This window comes from Persicimonas caeni (genome assembly GCF_006517175.1).
GTDB lineage: Bacteria > Myxococcota_A > Bradymonadia > Bradymonadales > Bradymonadaceae > Persicimonas > Persicimonas caeni.
Genome location: NZ_CP041186.1, coordinates 971701 through 992739 on the forward strand (window position 1 = coordinate 971701; position 21039 = coordinate 992739).

Genomic DNA, 21039 nt, shown 5'->3' on the forward strand with positions numbered 1-21039 from the left:
GCTTGAAATGAGAGCCAGCAACAATTGTGTATTCGCACACAAGTTGCTACAATGCCTTTTGGGTCAGCTCAATTGATTATGGCAGGTTTCCCTCTCACTGCCCCATTCGCCTCCTCGAGGCGTAAGGGCAAGGGTGGCGGCAATGAATCACAAAGGCGTTATAGGCGTATTCACGAGCTCTCTAGCGCTCGTTATGGCAATGGGTGCAGCGTCTCCGGCGATGGCCGCCGGTGAGTGGAAGGCTCCAGACGTCACGATCTTTTTGGGACCCGACTTCGTCGATGACGGGCAGACCGACAAGGGCGGCCCGACGATGAACGAGACCATCTCCAACTACTACTTTGCTGGAGATTGCACCTACGACCCGGTAACGCTAGAGCCGTCTGACACCTGCGATCGTCTGCGTTACGGCTTGACGATGTATCGGGGAGCCGACGAAGACCTGGCGAATAACCCCGGCTACTGCCCCACCCCCTACGCCGCGCTCGTCCCCCCGCAAGAAGACGGCGGCGGCAAGCTCATCAACGACGGCGAGCCGTACAAGATGTCACAGCTGCAGACCGATGCGGGTACCGCCTACTGCAGCGACTATTCTCAGCGCACCTACGGCACCTCGATGCTGGCCTATCGAGACTACCGTTTCGGCACCGAGCTCGGCACCAACTGGCCCGATCGCCCGCAGCTCAGCGTGACGATGATCGAAAAGCTTCCGCAGACCAACGACACCACCCAAGATCAAGTGCGTGAGTCGCTGTTGGCGGCTTGTGAGCTGTACGAAGGCAACGGAAACCAGCATCTGTCGATGCCAACTTGGGTAATGCTCTCCCCGCTTGCGACGGATGACGCGACGCTTTACGGAGGCATGCTCGCCGCGGCCGGCGGCACAGGCCAGTGCTGCTACGCCAGCACGCTCGGCGGTACCTGCGACCCCAGCGATCCGACTCAGGTGATCGACATGTGCGATCACCTGCGTCAACTATCGTCGGGAACTGCCGTGCACACCGAGTCGAAGCTTCGCTCTGAGATCACCGCTGACCGCTACGCTTGCACGGCGACCGGTCAGCCGGCGGGACCGGGTGCGATGCAAAATAGCAACTTCAGCGATATGAAGTGCCACCTTCAGGGCAGCCCGTGCGACGACAGTGTCGCCAACCCCGCCCACTTGTGGCCTATCTTCTCGTGCATCCAGCTGCGCCCGTCGAATATCCCTGCCGACCAGCTCTCGGTAGAGTACTGTGGATTGATCGATGGCCAACCCATCGACTCCACCCATGGCGACAAAGACGGCGACGGTTGCATCACGCTGACGCCCGGCAACGGCATCGAGTTCGTCGACGAGAACAAGAACCTCTACTACTTCACTCGCGGCGGCAGCGAGCTCTGCCAGAGTATTGGCAGCGGCGACTCGTACACCACGGTCACCTGCCCCAACCTCAATAAGTTGTGCGATCTGAACGACGGCAGTCAGTGCTCGCTGGGCCGGATTGCCTGCATCAACGACCAAGAAGTGTGCGAGCGCTTCCCCGGCAACGACAGCTGCGACTCGGTTGCCTGTGGCAAAGAGTCGATCCACCAGACCGGACTGGTGCAGCCCAACGTGCAGTTCGTGGTCGACCGCTCCGGCTCGATGAGCGGCGACCGGTGGACCTCGGCCAAGGCCGTCACCAAGAACCTGGCCAGCTGGAGTTACAAGGGCAGCGGATGCGACGACGACGGCCAGCACTGTGACCGAGTGCGTCTGGGCGTACACTTCTGGAGCTCGTACCCTGCTTATGCCTACGGCGCCCAAGAGGACCTGACCGGCACGATGGTCGAGGATGCGTTCGACGACAACACGCCGAACGGCGGCACCGACTTCCACGTGGCCGCCCAGCAACTGCGAGACGAGACGGCCCTGCAAGACGATAATCGGCCAAACACCGGCGTCTTCGTGACCGACGGTATTCCGAACCACGCCTTTACGACTCGCGAAGCTGTCCGACTGCTGTGTGACATCAAAAAGCGCCCCGGCTCGCCGGTGGCGACCTACGCGGTGGGCTATCAGGATGGCAACCAGAACCTGAACTCATTGGTGGCTGCCGCCGGTGGCACGGGATCGTGCTGCTTTGCCGGCGATGGCACCTGCGACACCGAGCGCGAAAAGTCACCCTGTGACATGTACCAGTACGAGTTGGATAACGGCGCGCGTATCGTCACCGAGTTCGAGACGTGGCTGCAAACCCACGGCACGCTCAGCTACTCCGCCTGGGTCGAGATCACCGACTCGCACGAATCCCGCGGCCACACCACGGACGCTTACCGAACCGGCACGGTCGCCGATGACCTGGACATGGTCTACGACGTGGCGGCCTTCGCCTACGACCACTTGGTCGGAGATCCCGACACGATCGACTGCGCATCGAACTCGGGCGACCCGAACGCGACCTCGGCAAACCCCGGTGCGTTCTTCCGCTACATTCTCTGTGAGATGGAACCCACCCTCTCGCACGTGGTGCGCCAGCGCTACGACGACAACAAGCTTCCCGATGAGTACGGCTCTCTGGCCGACTACTGGAAACTCAAGCGAGTCGACGACGACTCGGCGTTCCTCGACAACAACTACGTATGCACCGGCGCGAAATTCGCCGACGACCAAAACGCCCTCTACACCGAGTTGCAGGGCATCCTGTCGAATATGGAGTGCACCTACCCGCTGTCGCTTCTCGCCGACATGGATAGCGCCCCCGAGTGGCCCGATGCCACCCAGGTCAAGCTCTACCTGCCGGGATTGGGTGACGTGGTCCCCGTGCCGCATATCGACGACACAGCCGCGCAAAGCGACTTCCGAGACAGCTTGTGCACCCTCGGAATCGCCAACTGTGACAACTATTTGGACGATGGTTGGAGCTTTGCCAACCAGGGCCGCACCGCTATCAAGCTCTCTGCAGAGTTGTGCGACTTGACCAAGACCCCGGATGTTCAGCGAGTGACCACCCAGGTCTGCCGCATGTGCAACCCCGACTTGGTGGGTACCGCCTGCGACTACGTCGCCTGCACGCCCGACGCGCCGCCCGCGAGCCCGACGGTGGGTGACACTGCCTACACGGCCGCCGGCGAGATGTGCGCCTGGAAAGAGTACCCCTGCCCGGAGAACCCGGACCGTACCTGCAGCGGATGGACCAAGACCGGCCGCTGCGGCATGGGCGCCTACGCCTGTGACGAAGACGGCTTCCCGTACTGCGACCAGAACCGCAGCCGGATGCCCGAGATCTGCAACAACGTCGACGATGATTGCGACGGCTCCATCGATGACCTGGCGGAGAACCTGGAGGAGTGGGACGATCCCCAGTACAGCATCGCCGGCGAAGAATACGATGGTTGGTACTGCAGCTACCGTGATTCGTGCACTTGTCCTCCGGGCCACACCGACTCAATCGGCGGCACCAAAGCCGACGGTCCGGACGAATTCACCCGGATGATGGAGCACCAGCAGCAGAACGGTCTGTGCCAGTGTGGAGAGGGCATCGTCACAGGCGGCAACACCGCCTACGAGCCCACCCGCACCTGGGCGCCCGACGAGCCCGCAGGCGAGCCCCAGGCCGCTTGTTCGGCGAGTGGGGATAACGCGCCCACCGGTCTGGGTGCCGCGCTTGTCGCCCTGCTCTTTGGTCTTGCCGGTTGGCGCCGGCGTCGCAACTGACGCCCGTTAAATCATCACAAACGAAGCAAGAGCCCGGAGGCTGTAGTCCTCCGGGCTTTTTTGTGTTTGAAGGCTCGAGAACTGTGGCAAGCCCCCCAAAAAAGATCTGTTGTGTGCTTGCAGGGGAATACAATCCCCACTAAGCTGACGATGTCACATACTCAAATCAAAAAAGTATATTTTTTTACTGATGCGCACTGCAGGCGCATCGACGACACAGGGTCAGAAAATGGGGAATCAACGTTTCAAGCAGACGCTCTTGGGGGCCGTCACGCTGGGCACCTTCCTAGCATTTGCCCCGAGTGCGCACGCAGACGGGGAGTGGAAGGCGCCGGACGTCACGATCTTGTTAGGCGCTGATATCTTTTCGGGAGGCCAGACCGACAAGTCAGGCCCGATGCTCAACACGACGATCAGCAACTACTGGGAGGATGGGGCGTGCACCTACGACCAAAACGGTGTGCCCAGTTCGGACTGCGATCGCTTGCGCTTCGGCCTGACGATGTTTCGTGGCCCGAATACGTCAAATAACATCTGTCCGGACCCGATCGCGCCGCTGTCACCGCCCCAAGAAGACGGTGGCGGCCAGCTTACCACGGGCGGCCCCTACCACGTCGCCCAACTCCAGAGCGACGCCGGTGATCTGTATTGCGACGATTTCAAGCAGCGGACCCTCGGCGAGGCGATGCTCGAGTATCGAGACAATCGCTTCAACAACGAATTGGGTACGAACTGGCCTGACCGCCCCCAATTGACGCTGCAACTCATCAAGAACCTGCCACAGACCAACAATGCCACCCAGGACCAGGTGCGCGAAGCACTCTTGGCCGCCTGCGAATTGTACCAAGGCAATGGCGGCCAACATCTCTCGTTGCCGACCTGGGTGATGACCTCGCCGCTGGCTGACGCCGACGCGGAGCTGTTCGGGGGCATGCTCGCAGCAGCCGGGGGAACCGGGCAATGCTGTTACAAGCCGGCATTTGCGGGCAGCTGCGATCCGACCGATTCGAGCCAGACGCTCGACATGTGTGAGCATCTGCTCGAGCAGAATAGCAGCGGGATCGTCCACACCGAAACGCGCCTTCGCAGCGACATCGACGACGCGAAGTACAATTGCACGGCCACCGGCAAGCCTGCTGCGCCCGGTGCGATGAAGCACGACAAGTTCAGCGACATGAAGTGTAACTTGCAGGGAAGCCCCTGTAGCGGCAACCACCCCGGAGAGCCGGCCTATCTGTGGCCGGTGTTCTCGTGCATCCAGCTGCGCCCGTCGAATATCCCTCCCGACCAGCTCTCCGTGGAGTACTGCGGTGAGATCGACGGCGAGCCCATCGACGCGTCGCACGGCGACAAAGATGGCGACGGCTGCATTACGCTGACGCCGGGCAACGGCATCGAATTCGTCGATGAGAACAAGAATCTCTATTACGTGTCGCAAGGCGGCAGTTCGCTTTGCCAGAGCATCGGTAGCGGTGACTCGACGATCAACGTCAACTGCCCGAACCTCAACGAGCTTTGCGACCTGAACGACGGCAGCCAGTGCACGCTGGGTCAATACCAGTGCATCAACAACCGACAGGTATGTGAGCGCTTTCCGGGCAACGACAGTTGCGACTCGGCCGCCTGTGGCCAGGAGCAGGTCCACGACGTCGGCCTCGTGCAGCCCAACGTGCAGTTCGTGGTCGACCGCTCCGGCTCGATGTCTGGCAACCGTTGGACTTCGGCCGAGCAAGTCACCGAGAACCTGGCCACCTGGAGCTACGAGGGGGCAGGTTGTGAGGACGACGGAACCTATTGCGACAAAGTTCGCCTCGGCGTGCACTTCTGGAGCTCTTACCCGGCCTACGCGTACGGGGCTCAGGAAGACATGACGGGCACCATGATCGACGACGCCTACGACGACAACGCTCCCAGCGGCGGCACCGCGTTCCACGTCGCCGCCCAACAGCTTCGTGATGAAGCAGCGCTGCAAGACTCGACGCGGCCCAACGCCGGTATCTTCGTGACCGATGGTGCGCCCGACCAGGCGTTCACCACGCGCGAAGCGGTACGACTGCTGTGTGACCTGAAGACGCGCTCCGGCTCGCCGGTGGCCACCTACTCGGTGGGCTATCAGGACGGCAACCAGCAGCTCAACTCGCTCATCGCCGCGGCCGGCGGCACGGGCAGCTGCTGCTTCGCCAGCGATGGTACCTGCGACACCGAGCGTGAAGCTTCGCCGTGCGAGATGTACCGCTACGAGCAAGACAACGGCCAGCGCATCGTCAACGAGCTCGAGACCTGGCTGCAGACCTACGAGCCGGTCTGGTACGCCGGTTGGCGAGAAATCGTCGATTCGCACGCGGCCCGCGGGCACACCAAGGACTCGTATCGCACCGGTACAGTCGCTGATGATCTCGACATGGCGCTCGACTTCTCGATGTTTGCGTACGCCAACCTTGTGGGGAACCCCGACAACATCGACTGCGATTCGAACGCCGGCAACCCCAACGCCACGGGCAGCAACCCGGGCGCCTTCTACCGCTACATGATTTGCGAGATGGAGGACACATTGTCGTATGTCGTCCGTCAACGCTACGACTGGGGCAACGACAGGGCTGAAGAATACGACAGCAGCGAGTATACCGCGCTCAAGCGCGTCCAGGACGACTCGGCCTTCTTGGACAACGACTACGTGTGCACCGGCTCGAAGTTTGCCGACGATGAGAACGCGCTCTACGCCGAGCTGCAGGCCATCTTGTCGAGCATGGAATGCACCTACCCGCTTTCACTGCTCGACGGCATGGACTCGGCGCCCCAATTCACCGACGCCACCCGCGTCAAGCTGTACGTGCCGAGCCTGGGCACTGTCGTTGACGTGCCGCACACCGATGACACCGATGCACAGCGCGACTTCAAAGACGAATTGTGCAACCTGGGCATCGCCAACTGCGCGAGCTATCAGGATGATGGCTGGAGCTTTTCGAACGAAGGACGCACTTCCGTCAAGCTGACCCCCGAGTTGTGTGACCTGACCAAGACCGACCTCGTCGAACAGCTGACCACCCAGGTCTGCCGCATGTGCGACCCCGATCTGGTCGGCACCTCCTGTGACTACGTCGCTTGCACGCCCAGTTCGCCGCCGTCGAACCCGACCACCGGCGACACCGCCTACACGGCCGACGGCGAGATGTGTGAGTTCACCGAGTTCCCCTGTGCGGACAACCCGGACGATACTTGCAGCGGATGGACCAAGACCGGTCGCTGCGGCATGGGCGCCTACGCCTGCGACGCCGACGGCTTCCCCTACTGCGAGCAAGTTCGCAGCCGGATGCCCGAGATCTGCAACAACGTCGACGACGATTGCGATGGCTCCATCGACGACCTTTCCGAGAACCTGGACGAGTGGGACGAGCCTCAGTACAGCATCGCCGGCGAAGAGTACGACGGCTGGTACTGCAGCTACCGCGACACCTGCACCTGCCCTCCGGGTCACACCGACTCGGTCGGCGGCACCAAAGCCGACGGCGCAGACGAGTTCACCAAGATGATGGAGCACCAACAGCAGTACGGCGAGTGCCAGTGTGGTGAGGGCATGGTCTCGGGAGAGAACACCGCCTACGAGCCCACCCGCACCTGGGCGCCCAGCAAGCCCGAGGGCGAGCCTCAGGCCGCCTGCTCGGCGGCCGGTGACAACGCCCCCACCGGCTTGGGTGCAGCGATCGCCGCCCTGCTCTTCGGCTTGGTTGGCTGGCGACGACGCCGCGACGGCTAACGCCGATTAGCTCAAGACGTCTTTTCCGAACACGGCACGGATGACGTCGGCGAGCGTGCGAGCGAAGTCGAGCTTGAAGCCGGCAAAAGGCGTGTTGTCCGGCGTGGAAACCTCTTCGATCTCGGAGACGTTTCCACGCGGCAACACGCCTCGCTCGAAGCCCAACTTCTTTGCCTCTCCAAGGCGCGCCAGCGCCTGAGTCACCGCGCGGACCTCGCCGGTGAGCCCCACCTCTCCAAACGCCACCGTATTCGACGGCACACCTCGATCGAGGTAGCTCGACAAGATCGCCACGGCGATCCCCAAGTCGGCCGCCGGCTCGGAGACCCGTGCGCCACCGGCGACGTTGACGAAGACGTCGTGGCCGGCGACTTTGAGCCCGGTGCGCTTTTCAATGATATTGAGCAGCAGCATCACGCGGTTCTGATCGACGCCGATGCTGGTGATGCGTGGCGGCCCGTAGTTGCTCGGGCTGACGAGCGCCTGGATCTCGACGAGCAGGGGTCTTGTCCCCTCCACAATCGGCACGACTGCGCTACCAGAAGCTTTCTCGGGGCGCTCGGCAAGGAACATGGCCGACGGGTTCAACACCTCGTGCAGGCCCGAGCCGCGCATCTCGAACACGCCGATCTCGTTGGTCGAGCCGTACCGGTTCTTGACCGCCCGCAGCACCCGGTAGTTCATGCCCGGCTGGCCCTCGAAGTACAGCACGGTGTCGACCATGTGCTCGAGTACCTTGGGCCCGGCGATGGCGCCCTCTTTGGTGACGTGGCCGATGAGGACCGTGGGGATATTGAGTCCTTTGGCCAACTGCGTGAGCGCGCTGGTGACCTCACGAAGCTGCGCGACACTCCCCGGTGACGAGGTCAGACGCTCGGTCGACAAGGTCTGGATGGAGTCGACCACAAATAGATCGGGCTTCTTGTCGCGCAGGCGCTTCTCGGCGCGCTCGAGGATCGTCTCGCCGACGACCCACACGTTGTCGGCGTCGATGGTGAGCCGCTCCGCACGCATCCTGAGTTGGGAGAGGCTCTCCTCACCCGAGACGTACAGAACGTCCAGCTCCCGCTCGGCGAAGTGGCCTGCGACCTGCAACGACAGCGTCGACTTGCCGATACCCGGATCGCCGCCCAACAAGACGACGCTTCCGGGCACGAAGCCCCCGCCGAGGACCCGGTCGAACTCCGAGATGCCGCTGTGGACGCGGTTTTCGTCGGTAAACTCCACCTCGCTCATACGCACCGGCTCGGCGCCGCCCTCGGCGCCGTAGCCCGCCTTGGCGCTGCCACCCGACGGCTTGTCGTTGTCCCCTCCACGGATCTCCTCGACGAGCGTGTTCCACTCGTCGCAGCCCTTGCACTTGCCGCCCCACTTGTGGTGTTCGTGACCGCAGCTCTGGCACACGTAGATCGTTCTTGGCTTTGCCATCGTTCCTCCAAAAGACCACGGAAAGGGCCACAAGAAAAGCAAGTGGGCGAGCCACTCGCACTGAACACAGGTTCAGCACTTGTAGCTCGCCCACTCGAACGGCGTCAAGCGACCGAATTATTTCTCGTCGCCCTTCTCTTCGAGTCCCTGGTCGACAATGCGGAACTCGACGCGTCGGTTCAACGAGCGGTTGCGGTCCGAAGCGTTGGGGACCAGCGGCTGGGACTCGCCGAAGCCTTTGGCCTCGATGCGCTCTTGGCTGATGCCCTGCTCGATGAGGTACTTGCGCACGCTATCGGCGCGACTCTGTGACAGCTCGAGGTTGTAGTCCTCGGCGCCCACGTCGTCGGTGTGGCCTTCGATGCGAAGCTGCTCGATACGCGGGGTCTCCAGAAGGACCGAGGCGACCTGGTTGAGCACATCGTAGGAGCGCGGCAGAATCTTGGCCTTGCCCGTCTCGAAGAAGACCTTCTGCTTGATGCGGATACGGTCTTCCTGAACCTCGACGAGCTTCTCTTTGGGCTCGGGCTTGAGGGTGATCTCGAGCTGGAGCTCTTTGTTGCTGGCGACCTCGGCGTCACGACCGCCGGTCAGAAAGCCCTCGGCGCTGGCAGCGACGGTATAGTCGCCGGCCGCGACTTCTTTTTCGAACTTGCCGGTCACGCCGGTGGTCACTTCGACGGCGTCCGGTCCGGTCAGCTTGATGGTCGCGTTCGGAATCGGATTGCCCTCTTGGTCGATGACCGTGCCGCCGACGGTGCCCTGCTTGGGAATCGGGTCGAGCGAGACAGCCAGCTCGACCTGGCCCTCCCCGTCGATCATCTGGCGCGCTTCCGTTGCGTGGTAGTCGGGATGGCTGACCTTGATCTGGACTTCTTTGCCCGGGTCGAAGCCGTACGAAAGGAAGGTTCCCTGCGGGCTGGTAGCCTGCGGGGTCTTCTTGCCCTCGACCATGTAGCGGATCACCGCGCCGCCGATGGGCTCGCCGGTCTTCTTGTCGGTGACGGTGCCGACGATGAAGCCCTGCGGGGGCATCTTCTCGACGACCTTTTCCTTTTCGACGACCTTCTCGACGTACTCGATCTTCGGCTCGGGATCGATCGCCCAACTCGCGCCGACGATCATTTGCCAGGGCGGCGTCACCGGAATGCCATTGACGTCGGCGCCGGTCAGCCCGATGTCGACGCCGGCGGTCAGACCGAGGTTCTCGATCGGCTCACCGCGCACGCCCAAGCTCAGCGTGTCGGGGAAGGCAGCGAAGCCCTCGTCGGTCAGACATGGCAGTGTGGCCGCCTCGGCGCACACCCCGGCGTCCGGGTTGACCGGCACGTCGAGGTTCCACGCCAAAAACGGCGAGACGTAAGGCAGCGCGTACTCGAAGCCGAGGCCGAACTGCAAGTAGTCGTAGGCGCTGATATTGTGCGCGAAGCGCTCGACGCGGGTCGGGCGCAGCCCGTCGGGCACGAGCGACGAGCTGTTGTCGAACAAGAATCCGAAGTTGAAGTGTGCCGTCAGCGGCACCTTCTTGCCGTTGGCCTCGGGCAAAAACTCGCCGAGCTCGGCGGTCGCGAGCATGCGCGGCCGGAAGCTCGTAGCGCTGGCGTCGAGTCCCGCCGAGGAAAACCCGGTCGGGAAAAAGACGGTCATGTCGCCGGCGACGTGAAAGCCGGGCTGCGGCACATAGTGGCCGCGAACGCCCAGATGAACGTCACCCTGGGCGAGCATGGCCTGCGGTCGGCCGAACGTGTTGACGTTGTTGGTGGCCCGCACGCCGATATTGGCCGACAGGTATTCGAGAATGGTCGCCTGGAACAACAAGTTCCCGCCGACGAACTCGTTTTCGTCCTGGTAGCGAATGACGTCGGAGCCCTTGGTGAAGTTTCCAAGGAAGCCCACATGGTAGGTGTTGGGCTTGCCGGCGATCGCCGAGGTGATGTGCTGGAAGCCGCGCGCGCCCTCGATGTTGATGCCGGGAGCGGCAAAGCGGGTATCGTCTTCGGCCGAGGCGTCGCCGGCTTCGGCGTCGGCAGGCGCTTCGACGGTCTCGGAGCCCTCTTCGTCGCTGGCAGCCTCCGGCTCGGTCGTCTCTTCAGCCGGCTGGGTTGCCTCGGCTTCGCTCTCGCCCGCGTCCTCGGCCTCGGGGGGCGCTTCGGGCTGCTCGGGCTCGGTCGGCTCCTCTTGGGCAGGAGCTTCGGGCTCGACCTCCTCGTCGGTCGGCTGCTCGGACTCCAAATCGTCGGCGGTAGGAAGCCCCTGCGCCGAAACGCCCGCAGGAGCGGCGGCCAGCGCAACGACCGCTGCAAACGCCAGGGCCTTTAGCCGCGCCGAGATGCCGGCGGTTCCATGCTTCCCTTCGAAGTCACGACCTTTCATCCACATACTCCCTTCGCCGCTGTGCCCGGATCTAACAGGTTCGAGCGGCCAGCAAGACTCGTCTTACGCAAAGATCTAACGTCCCTCAGTGCTAACTGGAGTTGGCACGCAGGTCAAGAAACCGGCGCGCCCATTAAAACGGGATCGTCGTCGCATCGCCAGCGCAGGCTCATTTCTCCAAAACGCGCCTAAGATTAGGACGCGCGAGCAAATTAGGAAAGCGGCATCAAAGATCGTAGTAGGATCCGTAACCGAAACCGCCGGGCGTGCCGTTTTCCCAGGCGTTGTTCAGCGCCCATTGAGCGGCGCTGGGCCCCATCCCCACAAAGAGCGTGTAGAACATGACCGGCGAGCGCATCACCGGCGGCACGCCCCAGGCGCGTTGGACCTGCACGAGGGCTTCACACAAACGCCACCAATACCACAGCCCCCACACCCCGCAGGTGAGCACGGTCAACAACAGCTCGCGGCGCCCGTCGAACTCCTCGAGGCCCAGCCCGCGGTTGATGTCGCGTGGCAGCGCGAAGAACACGAACCACACCGCGTAGAGACAACAGGTGAGGACCGAGAGCCACAGCATTTGGATCGGATGTCGGGTTTCGCCACGTTGCATGGTCGTGCTCCTGAGTTATCGGAAGCCCTCGCCAAGTAGTTTTACCGAAAGCTCGTGCATTGCAACACCGCCATGGAACATCGGCCGGATGCGCTTGTCTGTAAGTGTGAACTTATTCAACAGCGAGCCCATACAATAACGAGAAAGGAGATGTCCCGATGCGAATGGTCCCAATGCTGATGTGTTGCGGCTTGATCTGCGCCGCAAGTGCCTGCGGCTACCTCGACGATGATATCACCATGTCGGACGAAGAGTTCGAGGCCAGCTTTGGCAGGATAGCGGGGGGACAATCGCTCGGCGGTTACGGCCGAGGCTACACTCGCGGATGCGGCATTGGCATCGGAACCGCCAGGGTGCTTGGAGGCCACGGAACGCTCGGCCAGCCTCACGTTCACCGCCGCCCCGACTCCGTGGTGCTCGAGATGGGTCCCACCCACATTACCGCCTCCGTCGCCCAAAGTGCAGCCGGCAGCGCGCGACTGGCGGTGCTCGACCACGAGCAGGACAGCTCCCCCATCTATTCAGCCGGCGAGCTCGACACGTGGGGCGACTACCTCGAGGCCGAGCTGCACCGCGCGAGGCGCTGAAGGTAATTCGAAGAAAGAGCAAATAAACGAGCGGCCTCGTCCGTTAGTAGGCTCGACCCAATGTTGAGGTAATAGCGCAACTGCGGTAGGTGTGCCGCATGGCGTTATGCCCGATTTGCTCGGGTTCGCCTCACTCTGGATGAGAATTACGCTCGGAGCTGATTATGAACATGCTTGCCGCCCTGCCCTATTGGCAATTTGGGCCGTGGACGCTAGTCGAAAGCCTGCCCATCATCGATAAACCCCTGCAGGTTCACTCCTTCGGCATGCTGGTGGCCATCGGTCTGATCGCCTGTTTGACGGCGGCCAGTTGGCGCGGCGAGAAGAAACTCGGCGTCAGCGGTGAATCGGTCCAAAACTTCGGCATCTTCCTGATCATCTTCGGGTGGATCTTCTCGCACATGTTCAACGTGGTGTTCTACGAGCCCGAGAAGCTCGCCGAGAACCCGTGGATCCTGTTCGAGGTATGGGGCTCGATTTCGAGCTACGGCGGTCTTCTGGGCGGCATCATCGCCGTATTTATCTGGAAGGCGACCCACAAGGACATGGACCTGCTCATGTGGGCCGACCACGCTGCTTGGTCCATTCCGATCGCCTGGTTCTTCGGGCGCATGGGCTGCGCGTCGGTTCACGACCACCCGGGCGCCATCGCACCGGAGAGTTGGCCGCTGGCGTTCCAGTTCCCCGACGGCACCATCCGCCACGACCTGGGCTTTTACGAGATGATCTGGTGGGCCGTCATCGTCGCCGCCGTCTTCTGGTTCGACCGCAAGCCGCGGCCCAAAGGCTTCTTCTTGGGCCTCGTCTTCATGATGTACGCCCCGGTGCGCTTCATCCTCGACTTCATGCGCGTGTGGCCGCAGTCGGCCCGCGGCGACATCGACGTCAACCCGGTGGTGGGCTTTTTCCTCGACCTGTTGCACGTCCAGCCGGAGGTCTACACCTACGGCGGCGACGCGCGTTACCTGGGTCTGACCCCCGCCCAATACGTCTCCATCGGCATCTTTACGGCAGGCTTGGTGATCTTCTTGAAGGTCAAAGACAACCCTCCGATGGAGTGGAAGCAGTTCAAGCGCAAGCCACGTGACGAACAGAAGTAACCAAGCGCGCAACGGTACCTTGATGACAACATTGCAGTTCAACGTGGAGGGGATGACGTGCGGCAAGTGCAGCTCACGCGCCGAGAACGCCATCCTCGAGTTGGGTGATTTTCCTCGCGTCGAAGTCGACCACGAGACCAACAGCGCCACTGTGGACCTCGGGGACGACTCCGGCCAAGACCACGAGGCGTTGGCCGCAGCCATCACTGCCGCGTTGACCGAAATCGGCTATCCCGCCGAGCGTTCCAACGAGGAACACGCCGAAAGTGCTCCCCCCGATAACGACGACGAGGCCCAGCCGACCACGCTGACCTTCGACGTCGAAGGCATGACCTGCGGCAAGTGCAGCTCGCGAGTCGAAAACGCCATCCTCGAATTGGGCGATTTTCGCCGCGTGGAGGTCGACCACGACCAAGATCGCGCCGTGGTCGAGCTCGACGCCGCTGATGACCTCGACGTCGACGCGCTGGCGGCGAAGATCGCCGAGGCGGTCGGGGATGTGGGATATCCCGCAAAACTGAAAATTGGGGCGACGGATTCCGCAGACCCGGTGCCGGATTCCGCAGACCCGGTGCCGGATTCCGCAGACCCGGTGCCGGATTCCGCAGACCAGGTGCCGGATTCCGCAGACCCGGTGCCGGATTCCGCAGACCCGGTGCCGGATTCCGCAGACCCGGTGCCGGATTCCGCAGACCCGGTGCCGGATTCGGTTGCCGAAAAAGCTACCGCCGACGACGGCGCCGAAGTGCGCTTTGACGTGGGTGGGATGACCTGTGCGTCGTGCGTGGCGAGCGTCGAACACGCTCTCGAGGATGTCGAGGGTGTGGCTGGCGTACGCGTGAACTTTGCCACCGAGCGGGCCTCCGTCCGGCTCGGCAAAGACCGCGCCGACGACTCCGACATCGAGCGACTCAAAAAGGCGATTGAAGGCGTCGGCTACGAAGTACGCGACGTCGAGGCGCCCACCGCCGATGCGAGCGCGGTCGCCCAGGCCCCCGCCCCGGCCGAGCAGCAGCGCAGCCGCATGAGCGAGCGCCGCGAAGAAGAGGCGCGCGAGTGGAAGCAACGCTGGGTCACCGGCCTGGTGCTCACCGTGCCCATCCTGTTCATGCAAATGGGCCCGATGTGGTTCGACTTCATGCTGTCGGGCACCGCAGAGGCGTGGCGCCTAGGCCTGCTCGGCTACCTGACCACCATCGTCTTCGCCTACGTCGGCAAGCCCTACCTCGAGGGCGCGTGGAAGAACCTCAAGCATTTCCGCGCCAACATGGACACCCTCATCGCCATGGGTTCGTCGGTCGCCTGGGGCTTCTCGATGGTCGTGGCCGTCGCGGCGCTCTTTGGCACCACCATCGCCGAGGGCGAAGTCTACTTCGACGGCGCGGCGATGATCCTGACGCTCATCTCGGTCGGAAAATGGCTCGAAGCGCGCGCCAAGGGTAAGGCCGGCGCCGCCATCGAGGCGCTCCTCGACCTGGCCGCATCGACCGCACGGGTGCGACGAGGCAGCGAATGGGTCGAAGTCCCCGTCGCCCAGCTCCAACACGGCGACGAGATGCTCGTCAAACCGGGCGAGAAGATCCCCACCGACGGCGTCGTGGCCGAAGGACGCGCCGACGTCGACGAGTCGATGCTCACCGGCGAATCGGTGCCCGTGACCCGCGAAGAAGGCGACGAGGTCATCGGCTCGACCATCAACACCGACGGCCGCCTCGTCGTGCGCGCCACGCGCGTCGGCGGCGAGACCGCCCTGGCTCAGATCATCGAGCTCGTCGAGCGCGCCCAGGAGTCGAAGGCCGACATCCAGCGCCTCGCCGACCGCGTCTCCTCGGTGTTCGTACCCGTGATCATCGTCATCGCGATCATCACCTTCGCCGCCTGGCTCATCTGGGGCGCGAGCCTCGCCACCGCCGTGCTCCCGGCGGTCGCCGTGCTCATCGTCGCCTGCCCCTGCGCGCTCGGCCTGGCCACGCCCACCGCCATCATGGTCGGCACCGGCAAGGGCGCCAATATGGGCATCCTCATCCGCGACGCCCAGGCCCTCGAGCAAGCGCGCGACCTGAACGCGGTGGTCTTCGACAAGACCGGCACCCTGACCACAGGCCAGATGGGGGTCACCGACGTACGCTCGCGCATCATGGAAGAGGAGTTCCTGCGCCTTGGAGCCTCCCTCGAGGCCCCCAGCGAGCACCCCATCGCCGAGGCGATCGTGCGCCACGCCGAAGAGGCCGGCATCGAGCTCGAAGAAGTCGACGAGTTCCGCTCGGTCGCCGGCGACGGCGTCGAGGCGGTCATCGGCGGCCGCGAGCTTCGCATCGGCAAGCCCTCCTGGATTCTGGGCGACGACGAGGCCAAGCACACCGACGAAATCCTCTCCATGCAGAAGGACGGCAAGACCGTCGTGGCATTGGCCGAGGGCGACCAGCTCCTGGGGCTCTTCGGCGTGCGCGACGAAATCAAGGAGGAGTCGAAGAAGACGGTCGCCTGGCTCGAGAAACGCGACGTCGAAGTCTGGATGATCACCGGCGACAACGAGGCCACCGCGGCCGCCGTCGCCAAAGAGATCGGCATCGCCCCCGAGCACGTCAAAGCCGGCGTTCGCCCCGAGGACAAAGCCGACGCCGTCAAAGAGTTGCAGCAAGGCGGCAAGCGCATCGTCGGCATGGTCGGCGACGGCATCAACGACGCCCCTGCGCTGGCTCAGGCCGACCTGGGCATCGCCATCGGCACCGGCACCGACGTCGCCATCGAGTCGTCCGACATCACGCTCGTCTCCGGCGATATCAAAGGCGTGCGCCGAGCCGTCGAGCTGTCGCGCAGCACCTACTCGAAGATCAAGCAGAACCTGTTCTGGGCCTTTGTCTACAACACGCTTCTGGTCCCCGTGGCCGCCTTCGGCTTCCTCATCCCGGCGATGGCCGCCGGCGCGATGGCGCTCTCCAGCGTGAGCGTGGTGAGCAACTCGCTTCTGCTCAAGCGCCGCAAGATTGCGTGAGCGTGACGTCCACGCACCGCTCTTGTTGGCGCCCATTATTAGCGCCCCGTAGTTAGCGCCCCGCAGTTGAAGCTGCGGGGCGTTTGAGCTTTACCCACATATCTAGCGGTTAAATTTGGTTCCGAGCGAGTCACTTCCCGGCGAGCGAGGCCAAATCATGACCACCGAGCAGCAGAAACCGACAATCGTGATGACCGGATGTAGCGGGTTCATCGGCGAGGCGCTCATCGAGCGTCTGTCGGACGATTATAATATCGTGGGGCTCGACGTGGTCGGCCCGCCCGAGGGTGACGTCGACTTCGTCGAGTTCGACATCACCTCCGACGACAGCGTGCGCGAGGGCCTCGGGCATGTGCGCGACGAATACGGCGACACCATCGCCTCGGTGATCCACCTGGCAGCGTTCTACGACTTTTCGGGAGCGCCCAGCCCCAAATACCAAGAGATCACCATCGAGGGGACCGAGCGTCTGCTCGACACCCTTCAGGACTTCGACGTCGAGCAGTTCATCTTTACGAGCACGATGCTCGTTCACGAGGCGTGCGAGCCGGGGCAGCGCATCGACGAGGACTCGCCGCTGGAGGCCAACTGGCCCTATCCCGAGTCGAAGATCGAGGCCGAACAGGTCATCGAGGAGCACCGCGGCGACATCCCGGCGCTGATCTTGCGCATCGCCGGCGTCTACAACGACGAGGGCAACTCGCCGCCCATCGCCAGCCAGATCCGGCGCATCTTCGAGCGGCGCGTGACCGCCAACGTCTACCCGGGCGACCTGAACCGCGGCCAATCCTTTTTGCACCTCGACGACCTGGTCGACGCGGTCGACGCAGCCGTCGAGCGCCGCGAGACCCTGCCCGAGCACCTGCCCATCTTGCTCGGCGAGCCTGTAGTCATCGGCTACGGTGAGCTCCAGCAACTCATCGGCCAAGAGCTACGCGACGGCGGCTGGAACACCCTTCGCGTGCCCAAACCCCTGGCCAAGGTGGGCGCGTGGATCCAAGACCGCACGCCCATCGCCGGCGACCCGTTCATCAAGCCGTGGATGGTCGATCTGGCCGACGATCACTACGCGCTCAACATCGACCGGGCGCGCAAATACCTGGGCTGGGAGCCCAAGCGCAGTCTGCGCGACACGATCCCCAAGATCATCGACTCGCTGCGCAGCGACCCGCTCGCCTGGTACGAGCGCCACGACTTCGAGCCGCCGAAGTTTTTGGAGGAAAAAGAAAAGGAACGCCGCGAGCATGCAGGCGTTCCCAGTGGCCCCAAGAGTGAACCCGAGGGACAAGAGCGACCGCGCGCGTGATTACATCAACGCCCTTTCGTACTCCTGAAGGTCGTCGACCGAGAACAACACCATCCGCACCTCGTCGAAGGTGTCGGGGTGGTTCTCCAAAAACTCGCGAATCGTCTCGATGGCCACCTCGGCCGCCTCTTCGATGGGAAAGCCGTAGGCGCCCGTCGAGATCGACGGGAACGCCACCGTCTTCAGCCCGTGCTCGGCGGCCTGCTCGAGGCTGTGGCGGTAGGCATTGGCGAGCAACTCGTACTCGCCTGCATCGCCTCCCTTCCAGACCGGCCCGACGGTGTGAATGACCTTCTCGACTGGCATGTTGCCGGCGGTCGTCGTGACCGCCTCGCCGGTCGGAAGCTTCGCGCCGCCCATCTCCTCGCGCACCTTCTTGCACGCCTCGAGAATCTCCGGACCGCCCTTTCGATGAATCGCTCCGTCGACCCCGCCGCCGCCCATCAACGACGAGTTGGCCGCGTTGACCACCGCGTCGACGCGCTGGTTGGTGATGTCGCCCTGGACGAGCCGGAGCGTCGTACCGTTGACTTCGACGTGCATGCTTCCCTCCTGATGGTGTCGTATTCGCTATTGTTGTTCTTGTGAGGTTTTTACGGGGAGGCCGATTGCAGCAAGCCCAACTCGACGTTCGCATACGGCTCGCCCGAGCGCAGCACGTGGATGCGTTCGGGAAGACCGGCGACGCCGAGCTCACCGGAAAGCCGAAACTCCCAAGTGTGCTCGCCCGACTTAGCCGTGATGCGCCGGATGCGGGCCAAATCGCGGCTCAACGCGACCTGAGGCGAGTCGCCCCACACGTACACGAAGTGGCCGTCGAGCGTCTCGATCTTCGTGCGAGACGTGTCGATCTTGCCCACGTGCTCCTGCAGGGCCGTGATCGGCTCCTTGGCGGTCAGAAGCGCGTAGACCACCTTCCAGGGAAGCGCGCCGCCGGCGCCGAGCGCCAACGACGCCTCGCCGCGAGTCGCGGGCAACTTCAGCCCCGTGGACTCGCCGAGCCCCACGCCGGACTTGGCGTAGCTGGCCAAGCTGCCGGCGGTGACGGTGACCGTGATGTCGAGCTTGGCCTTCGACGCCTCTTTACGAAGCGCCTGTTGGCGTTGCTTGGCCGTCTTCAGGGGCGGCACGGCCGCAGACGCAGCCGTGCTGCCAAAGAGGAGCAGCGCCGAGACCAAGATCGTCACCCAACGACGCACCTTAGATATCTCCCTTCTCGAACTTGCGGCGCAGGTACTCTTTGAGCTTCTCGCCGATCTCTTCGTGGCGCAGCGCGTAGCTGATATTCGCCGTCAAAAAGCCGAGCTTGTCGCCGATATCGTGGCGCATGCCGGTGAACTCGTAGCCCACGATGGCCCGCTCGCGCGCCAGGCGCGACAAGGCGTCGGTGAGCTGGATTTCGCCCGACTCGTCGGGCTTGGCCTCGGCGAGGTAGTCGAAGATGATCGGCGGCAGCAGATAGCGGCCGATGATGGCCAGCTGCGACGGTGCAATCTCCGGCTCGGGCTTCTCGATGAGCGTGCGGATGCGGTGCAGGCCCGGCGCCCACGATTCGCCGGCGACGATACCGTAGCGATTGGTCTCCTCGGCGGGCACCTCCAGCAGGCTGACGACCGCCTGGCCGTATTTCTCGAACACGTCGATCATCTCACGGGTGCACGGCGGGTCGCTCGAGATGATGTCGTCGGGCAGGAGCACCATGAAGTGCTCGTCGCCGATGACCTCGCGTGCGCAGTAGATGGCGTGGCCCAGGCCGAGCGGCTTTTTCTGACGCACGGCGATGGTGCGGATCATCCCGCTGATCTTTCGCACCTTCTCGAGCTCCTCGTATTTGCCGCGCTCTTCGAGCAGCTTCTCGAGCTCGTAGTGGTAGTCGAAGTGGTCTTCGATGCCGCCTTTGCCGCGGCCGGTGATGAAGACGACCTCTTCGATGCCCGACTCGATGCACTCCTCGACGATGACCTGAATGGCGGGCACGTCGACGATGGGCAGGAGTTCTTTGGGTACCGACTTGGTCACCGGCAGCAGACGTGTTCCGAAGCCGGCCACCGGAATGACGGCCTTGCGTACCTGTTTGGTGTTCATGTTGTATGGTCCGTTTGGGTAACTATTACTCGGCGACGATACCAACCGCGCGACAAAAGTAAAAAGTGAACGAGCAAAAAAGTCATTTGGCTCTCCTTCACTCCTCTATGCCTTCGCTGCTATAACGTCGCGAGCGCTACAGTTCATGCCTTCTCGAGACGGGAAGCTTACGATGCAACAAATCCTCATCGCCTGCGGGGACGTCGACCTCCTGCGCAAGATTGTCTCGGACCTGCCCGAGGGCAAGTTCAAACCGATTGCGACCAAGACAGGCGCCGGCATCGCCCAAAAAATTGCCGGGCGCAACGTGCCTGTGGCCATCGTCCACGAAGAGCTGGCCGACGGCACCGCCGCCCAGTTGTGCGGCCAGCTTCGCCAACAGGCGGACGGGCCCAATATCTTGTGGCTGTCGAGCGACACGCCCCCGGCCGAAGGCCCCTTCGATCGCGCCCTGAAATATCCGGTGCCCGGGCCGGTCTTCCGCAACGCGCTCGGCCAACTGGTCGACACCTCGGCGGGCGCCCAAGACCTGGAAAAGTGGCGCCTCTTCTACCGCGAGCTCAACGCGCGCCTCGAGCCTATCGAGCAGCAGAGCTACTTCCAGATTCTGGGCATCCCCAAGGACGCGCCGCACCACCGGTTGGTCAAGGCGTACGACCTGCTCAGCCAGCGCTACCACCCGGACCGCTACCGCCAATATCGCCACGAGAAGTGGGGCAAGGCGATCCACGAAAAGGCGACAAAGCTTTACAAGGCGATGACCGAAGCGTATCAGGTCTTGGCCGACCGCAAGCTGCGCGCGGCCTACGAGGACGCCATCAAACGCGGCGAGCTTCGCCTGAGCGCCGAGGATCAAGCCGGCAAAGACACCGGCCCCAAATCGCTGGTCGACATCGGCGAGACGGCGGCCTCCAAGAAGTTTTTGAAGCTCGCCCAGAGCGACATCGCCGGCCAAAATTTGACCAGCGCGCTCCAGAATCTCAAATTTGCTAAGAGCATGGAGCCGAATAACACGGCCATTGCAGACAAGATCGCCGAAATCGAACAGAAGCTAGGCGGCTAGCCTCTCGACACCGGCCCGACGGCGCGCCCCGAGCGCGCCCTCCTCTCCACCGACGT

Annotated in this window: 13 protein-coding genes; 7 read left to right on the forward strand and 6 right to left on the reverse strand. The window is 63.3% G+C overall.

Annotation, left to right across the window (positions count from 1 at the left end; genetic code table 11):
- Positions 1-199 precede the first annotated feature (199 nt).
- Both FIV42_RS03685 and FIV42_RS03690 read left to right on the forward strand, forming a co-directional pair.
- A complete protein-coding gene (locus tag FIV42_RS03685) occupies positions 200-3679 on the forward strand; it encodes a VWA domain-containing protein (RefSeq protein ID WP_168210379.1) in 3480 nt (1159 codons plus the stop codon).
- Positions 3680-3908: 229 nt separating this feature from the next.
- Positions 3909-7433, forward strand: coding sequence for a vWA domain-containing protein (locus tag FIV42_RS03690; RefSeq protein WP_168210380.1), 3525 nt, complete (start codon positions 3909-3911; stop codon positions 7431-7433).
- Between the two features lie 6 nt (positions 7434-7439).
- Here the strand turns inward: FIV42_RS03690 and radA are convergent, their stop codons facing one another.
- The 3 genes from radA to FIV42_RS03705 form a co-directional block, all read right to left on the reverse strand.
- Entirely contained in the window at positions 7440-8861 is a 1422-nt protein-coding gene (gene radA / locus FIV42_RS03695; RefSeq protein ID WP_141196371.1) for a DNA repair protein RadA, read from the reverse strand.
- Positions 8862-8978: 117 nt separating this feature from the next.
- Positions 8979-11234, reverse strand: coding sequence for an OmpA family protein (locus tag FIV42_RS03700; RefSeq protein WP_141196372.1), 2256 nt, complete (start codon positions 11232-11234; stop codon positions 8979-8981).
- A gap of 226 nt (positions 11235-11460) precedes the next feature.
- Positions 11461-11847, reverse strand: coding sequence for a DUF4234 domain-containing protein (locus tag FIV42_RS03705; protein WP_141196373.1), 387 nt, complete (start codon positions 11845-11847; stop codon positions 11461-11463).
- A gap of 158 nt (positions 11848-12005) precedes the next feature.
- Between FIV42_RS03705 and FIV42_RS03710 the strand changes: the two genes are divergently transcribed.
- The 4 genes from FIV42_RS03710 to FIV42_RS03725 all read left to right on the forward strand — a co-directional run bounded on the left by FIV42_RS03710 (position 12006) and on the right by FIV42_RS03725 (position 17835).
- Positions 12006-12434, forward strand: a complete 429-nt coding sequence (locus FIV42_RS03710) for a hypothetical protein (protein ID WP_141196374.1) — start codon at positions 12006-12008, stop codon at positions 12432-12434.
- A gap of 164 nt (positions 12435-12598) precedes the next feature.
- A complete protein-coding gene (locus tag FIV42_RS03715; protein WP_141196375.1) occupies positions 12599-13534 on the forward strand; it encodes a prolipoprotein diacylglyceryl transferase in 936 nt (311 codons plus the stop codon).
- Between the two features lie 22 nt (positions 13535-13556).
- Complete coding sequence (locus FIV42_RS03720) at positions 13557-16529, forward strand: heavy metal translocating P-type ATPase (protein ID WP_141196376.1); 2973 nt, start codon at positions 13557-13559, stop codon at positions 16527-16529.
- Between the two features lie 157 nt (positions 16530-16686).
- The gene (locus tag FIV42_RS03725; RefSeq protein WP_141196377.1) at positions 16687-17835 is read left to right on the forward strand and encodes an NAD-dependent epimerase/dehydratase family protein; all 1149 of its coding nucleotides are present in this window, start codon (positions 16687-16689) and stop codon (positions 17833-17835) included.
- Here FIV42_RS03725 and FIV42_RS03730 read toward each other — a convergent pair whose 3' ends face one another.
- Genes FIV42_RS03730 through galU form a run of 3 tightly spaced genes read right to left on the reverse strand, consistent with a single transcriptional unit; the run spans position 17836 to position 19920 of the window.
- Entirely contained in the window at positions 17836-18378 is a 543-nt protein-coding gene (locus FIV42_RS03730) for an O-acetyl-ADP-ribose deacetylase (protein ID WP_141196378.1), read from the reverse strand. It abuts the gene before it with no gap.
- A gap of 50 nt (positions 18379-18428) precedes the next feature.
- Positions 18429-19034, reverse strand: a complete 606-nt coding sequence (locus FIV42_RS03735; protein ID WP_141196379.1) for a hypothetical protein — start codon at positions 19032-19034, stop codon at positions 18429-18431.
- 1 nt (position 19035) lies between these two features.
- Complete coding sequence (galU, locus tag FIV42_RS03740; protein WP_141196380.1) at positions 19036-19920, reverse strand: UTP--glucose-1-phosphate uridylyltransferase GalU; 885 nt, start codon at positions 19918-19920, stop codon at positions 19036-19038.
- Between the two features lie 172 nt (positions 19921-20092).
- Between galU and FIV42_RS03745 the strand changes: the two genes are divergently transcribed.
- Positions 20093-20983: a J domain-containing protein gene (locus tag FIV42_RS03745; protein WP_168210381.1), complete on the forward strand. Its 891-nt coding sequence runs from the start codon at positions 20093-20095 to the stop codon at positions 20981-20983.
- Positions 20984-21039: the final 56 nt, after the last annotated feature.

Coding starts and splice junctions, on each gene's coding strand:
- FIV42_RS03690 (WP_168210380.1), top strand. CDS start 3,909: ATGGGGAATCAACGTTTCAAGCAGACGCTCTTGGGGGCCGTCACGCTG.
- galU (WP_141196380.1), bottom strand. CDS start 19,920: ATGAACACCAAACAGGTACGCAAGGCCGTCATTCCGGTGGCCGGCTTC.
- FIV42_RS03705 (WP_141196373.1), bottom strand. CDS start 11,847: ATGCAACGTGGCGAAACCCGACATCCGATCCAAATGCTGTGGCTCTCG.
- FIV42_RS03700 (WP_141196372.1), bottom strand. CDS start 11,234: ATGAAAGGTCGTGACTTCGAAGGGAAGCATGGAACCGCCGGCATCTCG.
- FIV42_RS03685 (WP_168210379.1), top strand. CDS start 200: ATGGGTGCAGCGTCTCCGGCGATGGCCGCCGGTGAGTGGAAGGCTCCA.
- FIV42_RS03725 (WP_141196377.1), top strand. CDS start 16,687: ATGACCACCGAGCAGCAGAAACCGACAATCGTGATGACCGGATGTAGC.
- FIV42_RS03745 (WP_168210381.1), top strand. CDS start 20,093: ATGCAACAAATCCTCATCGCCTGCGGGGACGTCGACCTCCTGCGCAAG.
- FIV42_RS03730 (WP_141196378.1), bottom strand. CDS start 18,378: ATGCACGTCGAAGTCAACGGTACGACGCTCCGGCTCGTCCAGGGCGAC.
- FIV42_RS03720 (WP_141196376.1), top strand. CDS start 13,557: ATGACAACATTGCAGTTCAACGTGGAGGGGATGACGTGCGGCAAGTGC.
- FIV42_RS03710 (WP_141196374.1), top strand. CDS start 12,006: ATGCGAATGGTCCCAATGCTGATGTGTTGCGGCTTGATCTGCGCCGCA.
- radA (WP_141196371.1), bottom strand. CDS start 8,861: ATGGCAAAGCCAAGAACGATCTACGTGTGCCAGAGCTGCGGTCACGAA.
- FIV42_RS03715 (WP_141196375.1), top strand. CDS start 12,599: ATGAACATGCTTGCCGCCCTGCCCTATTGGCAATTTGGGCCGTGGACG.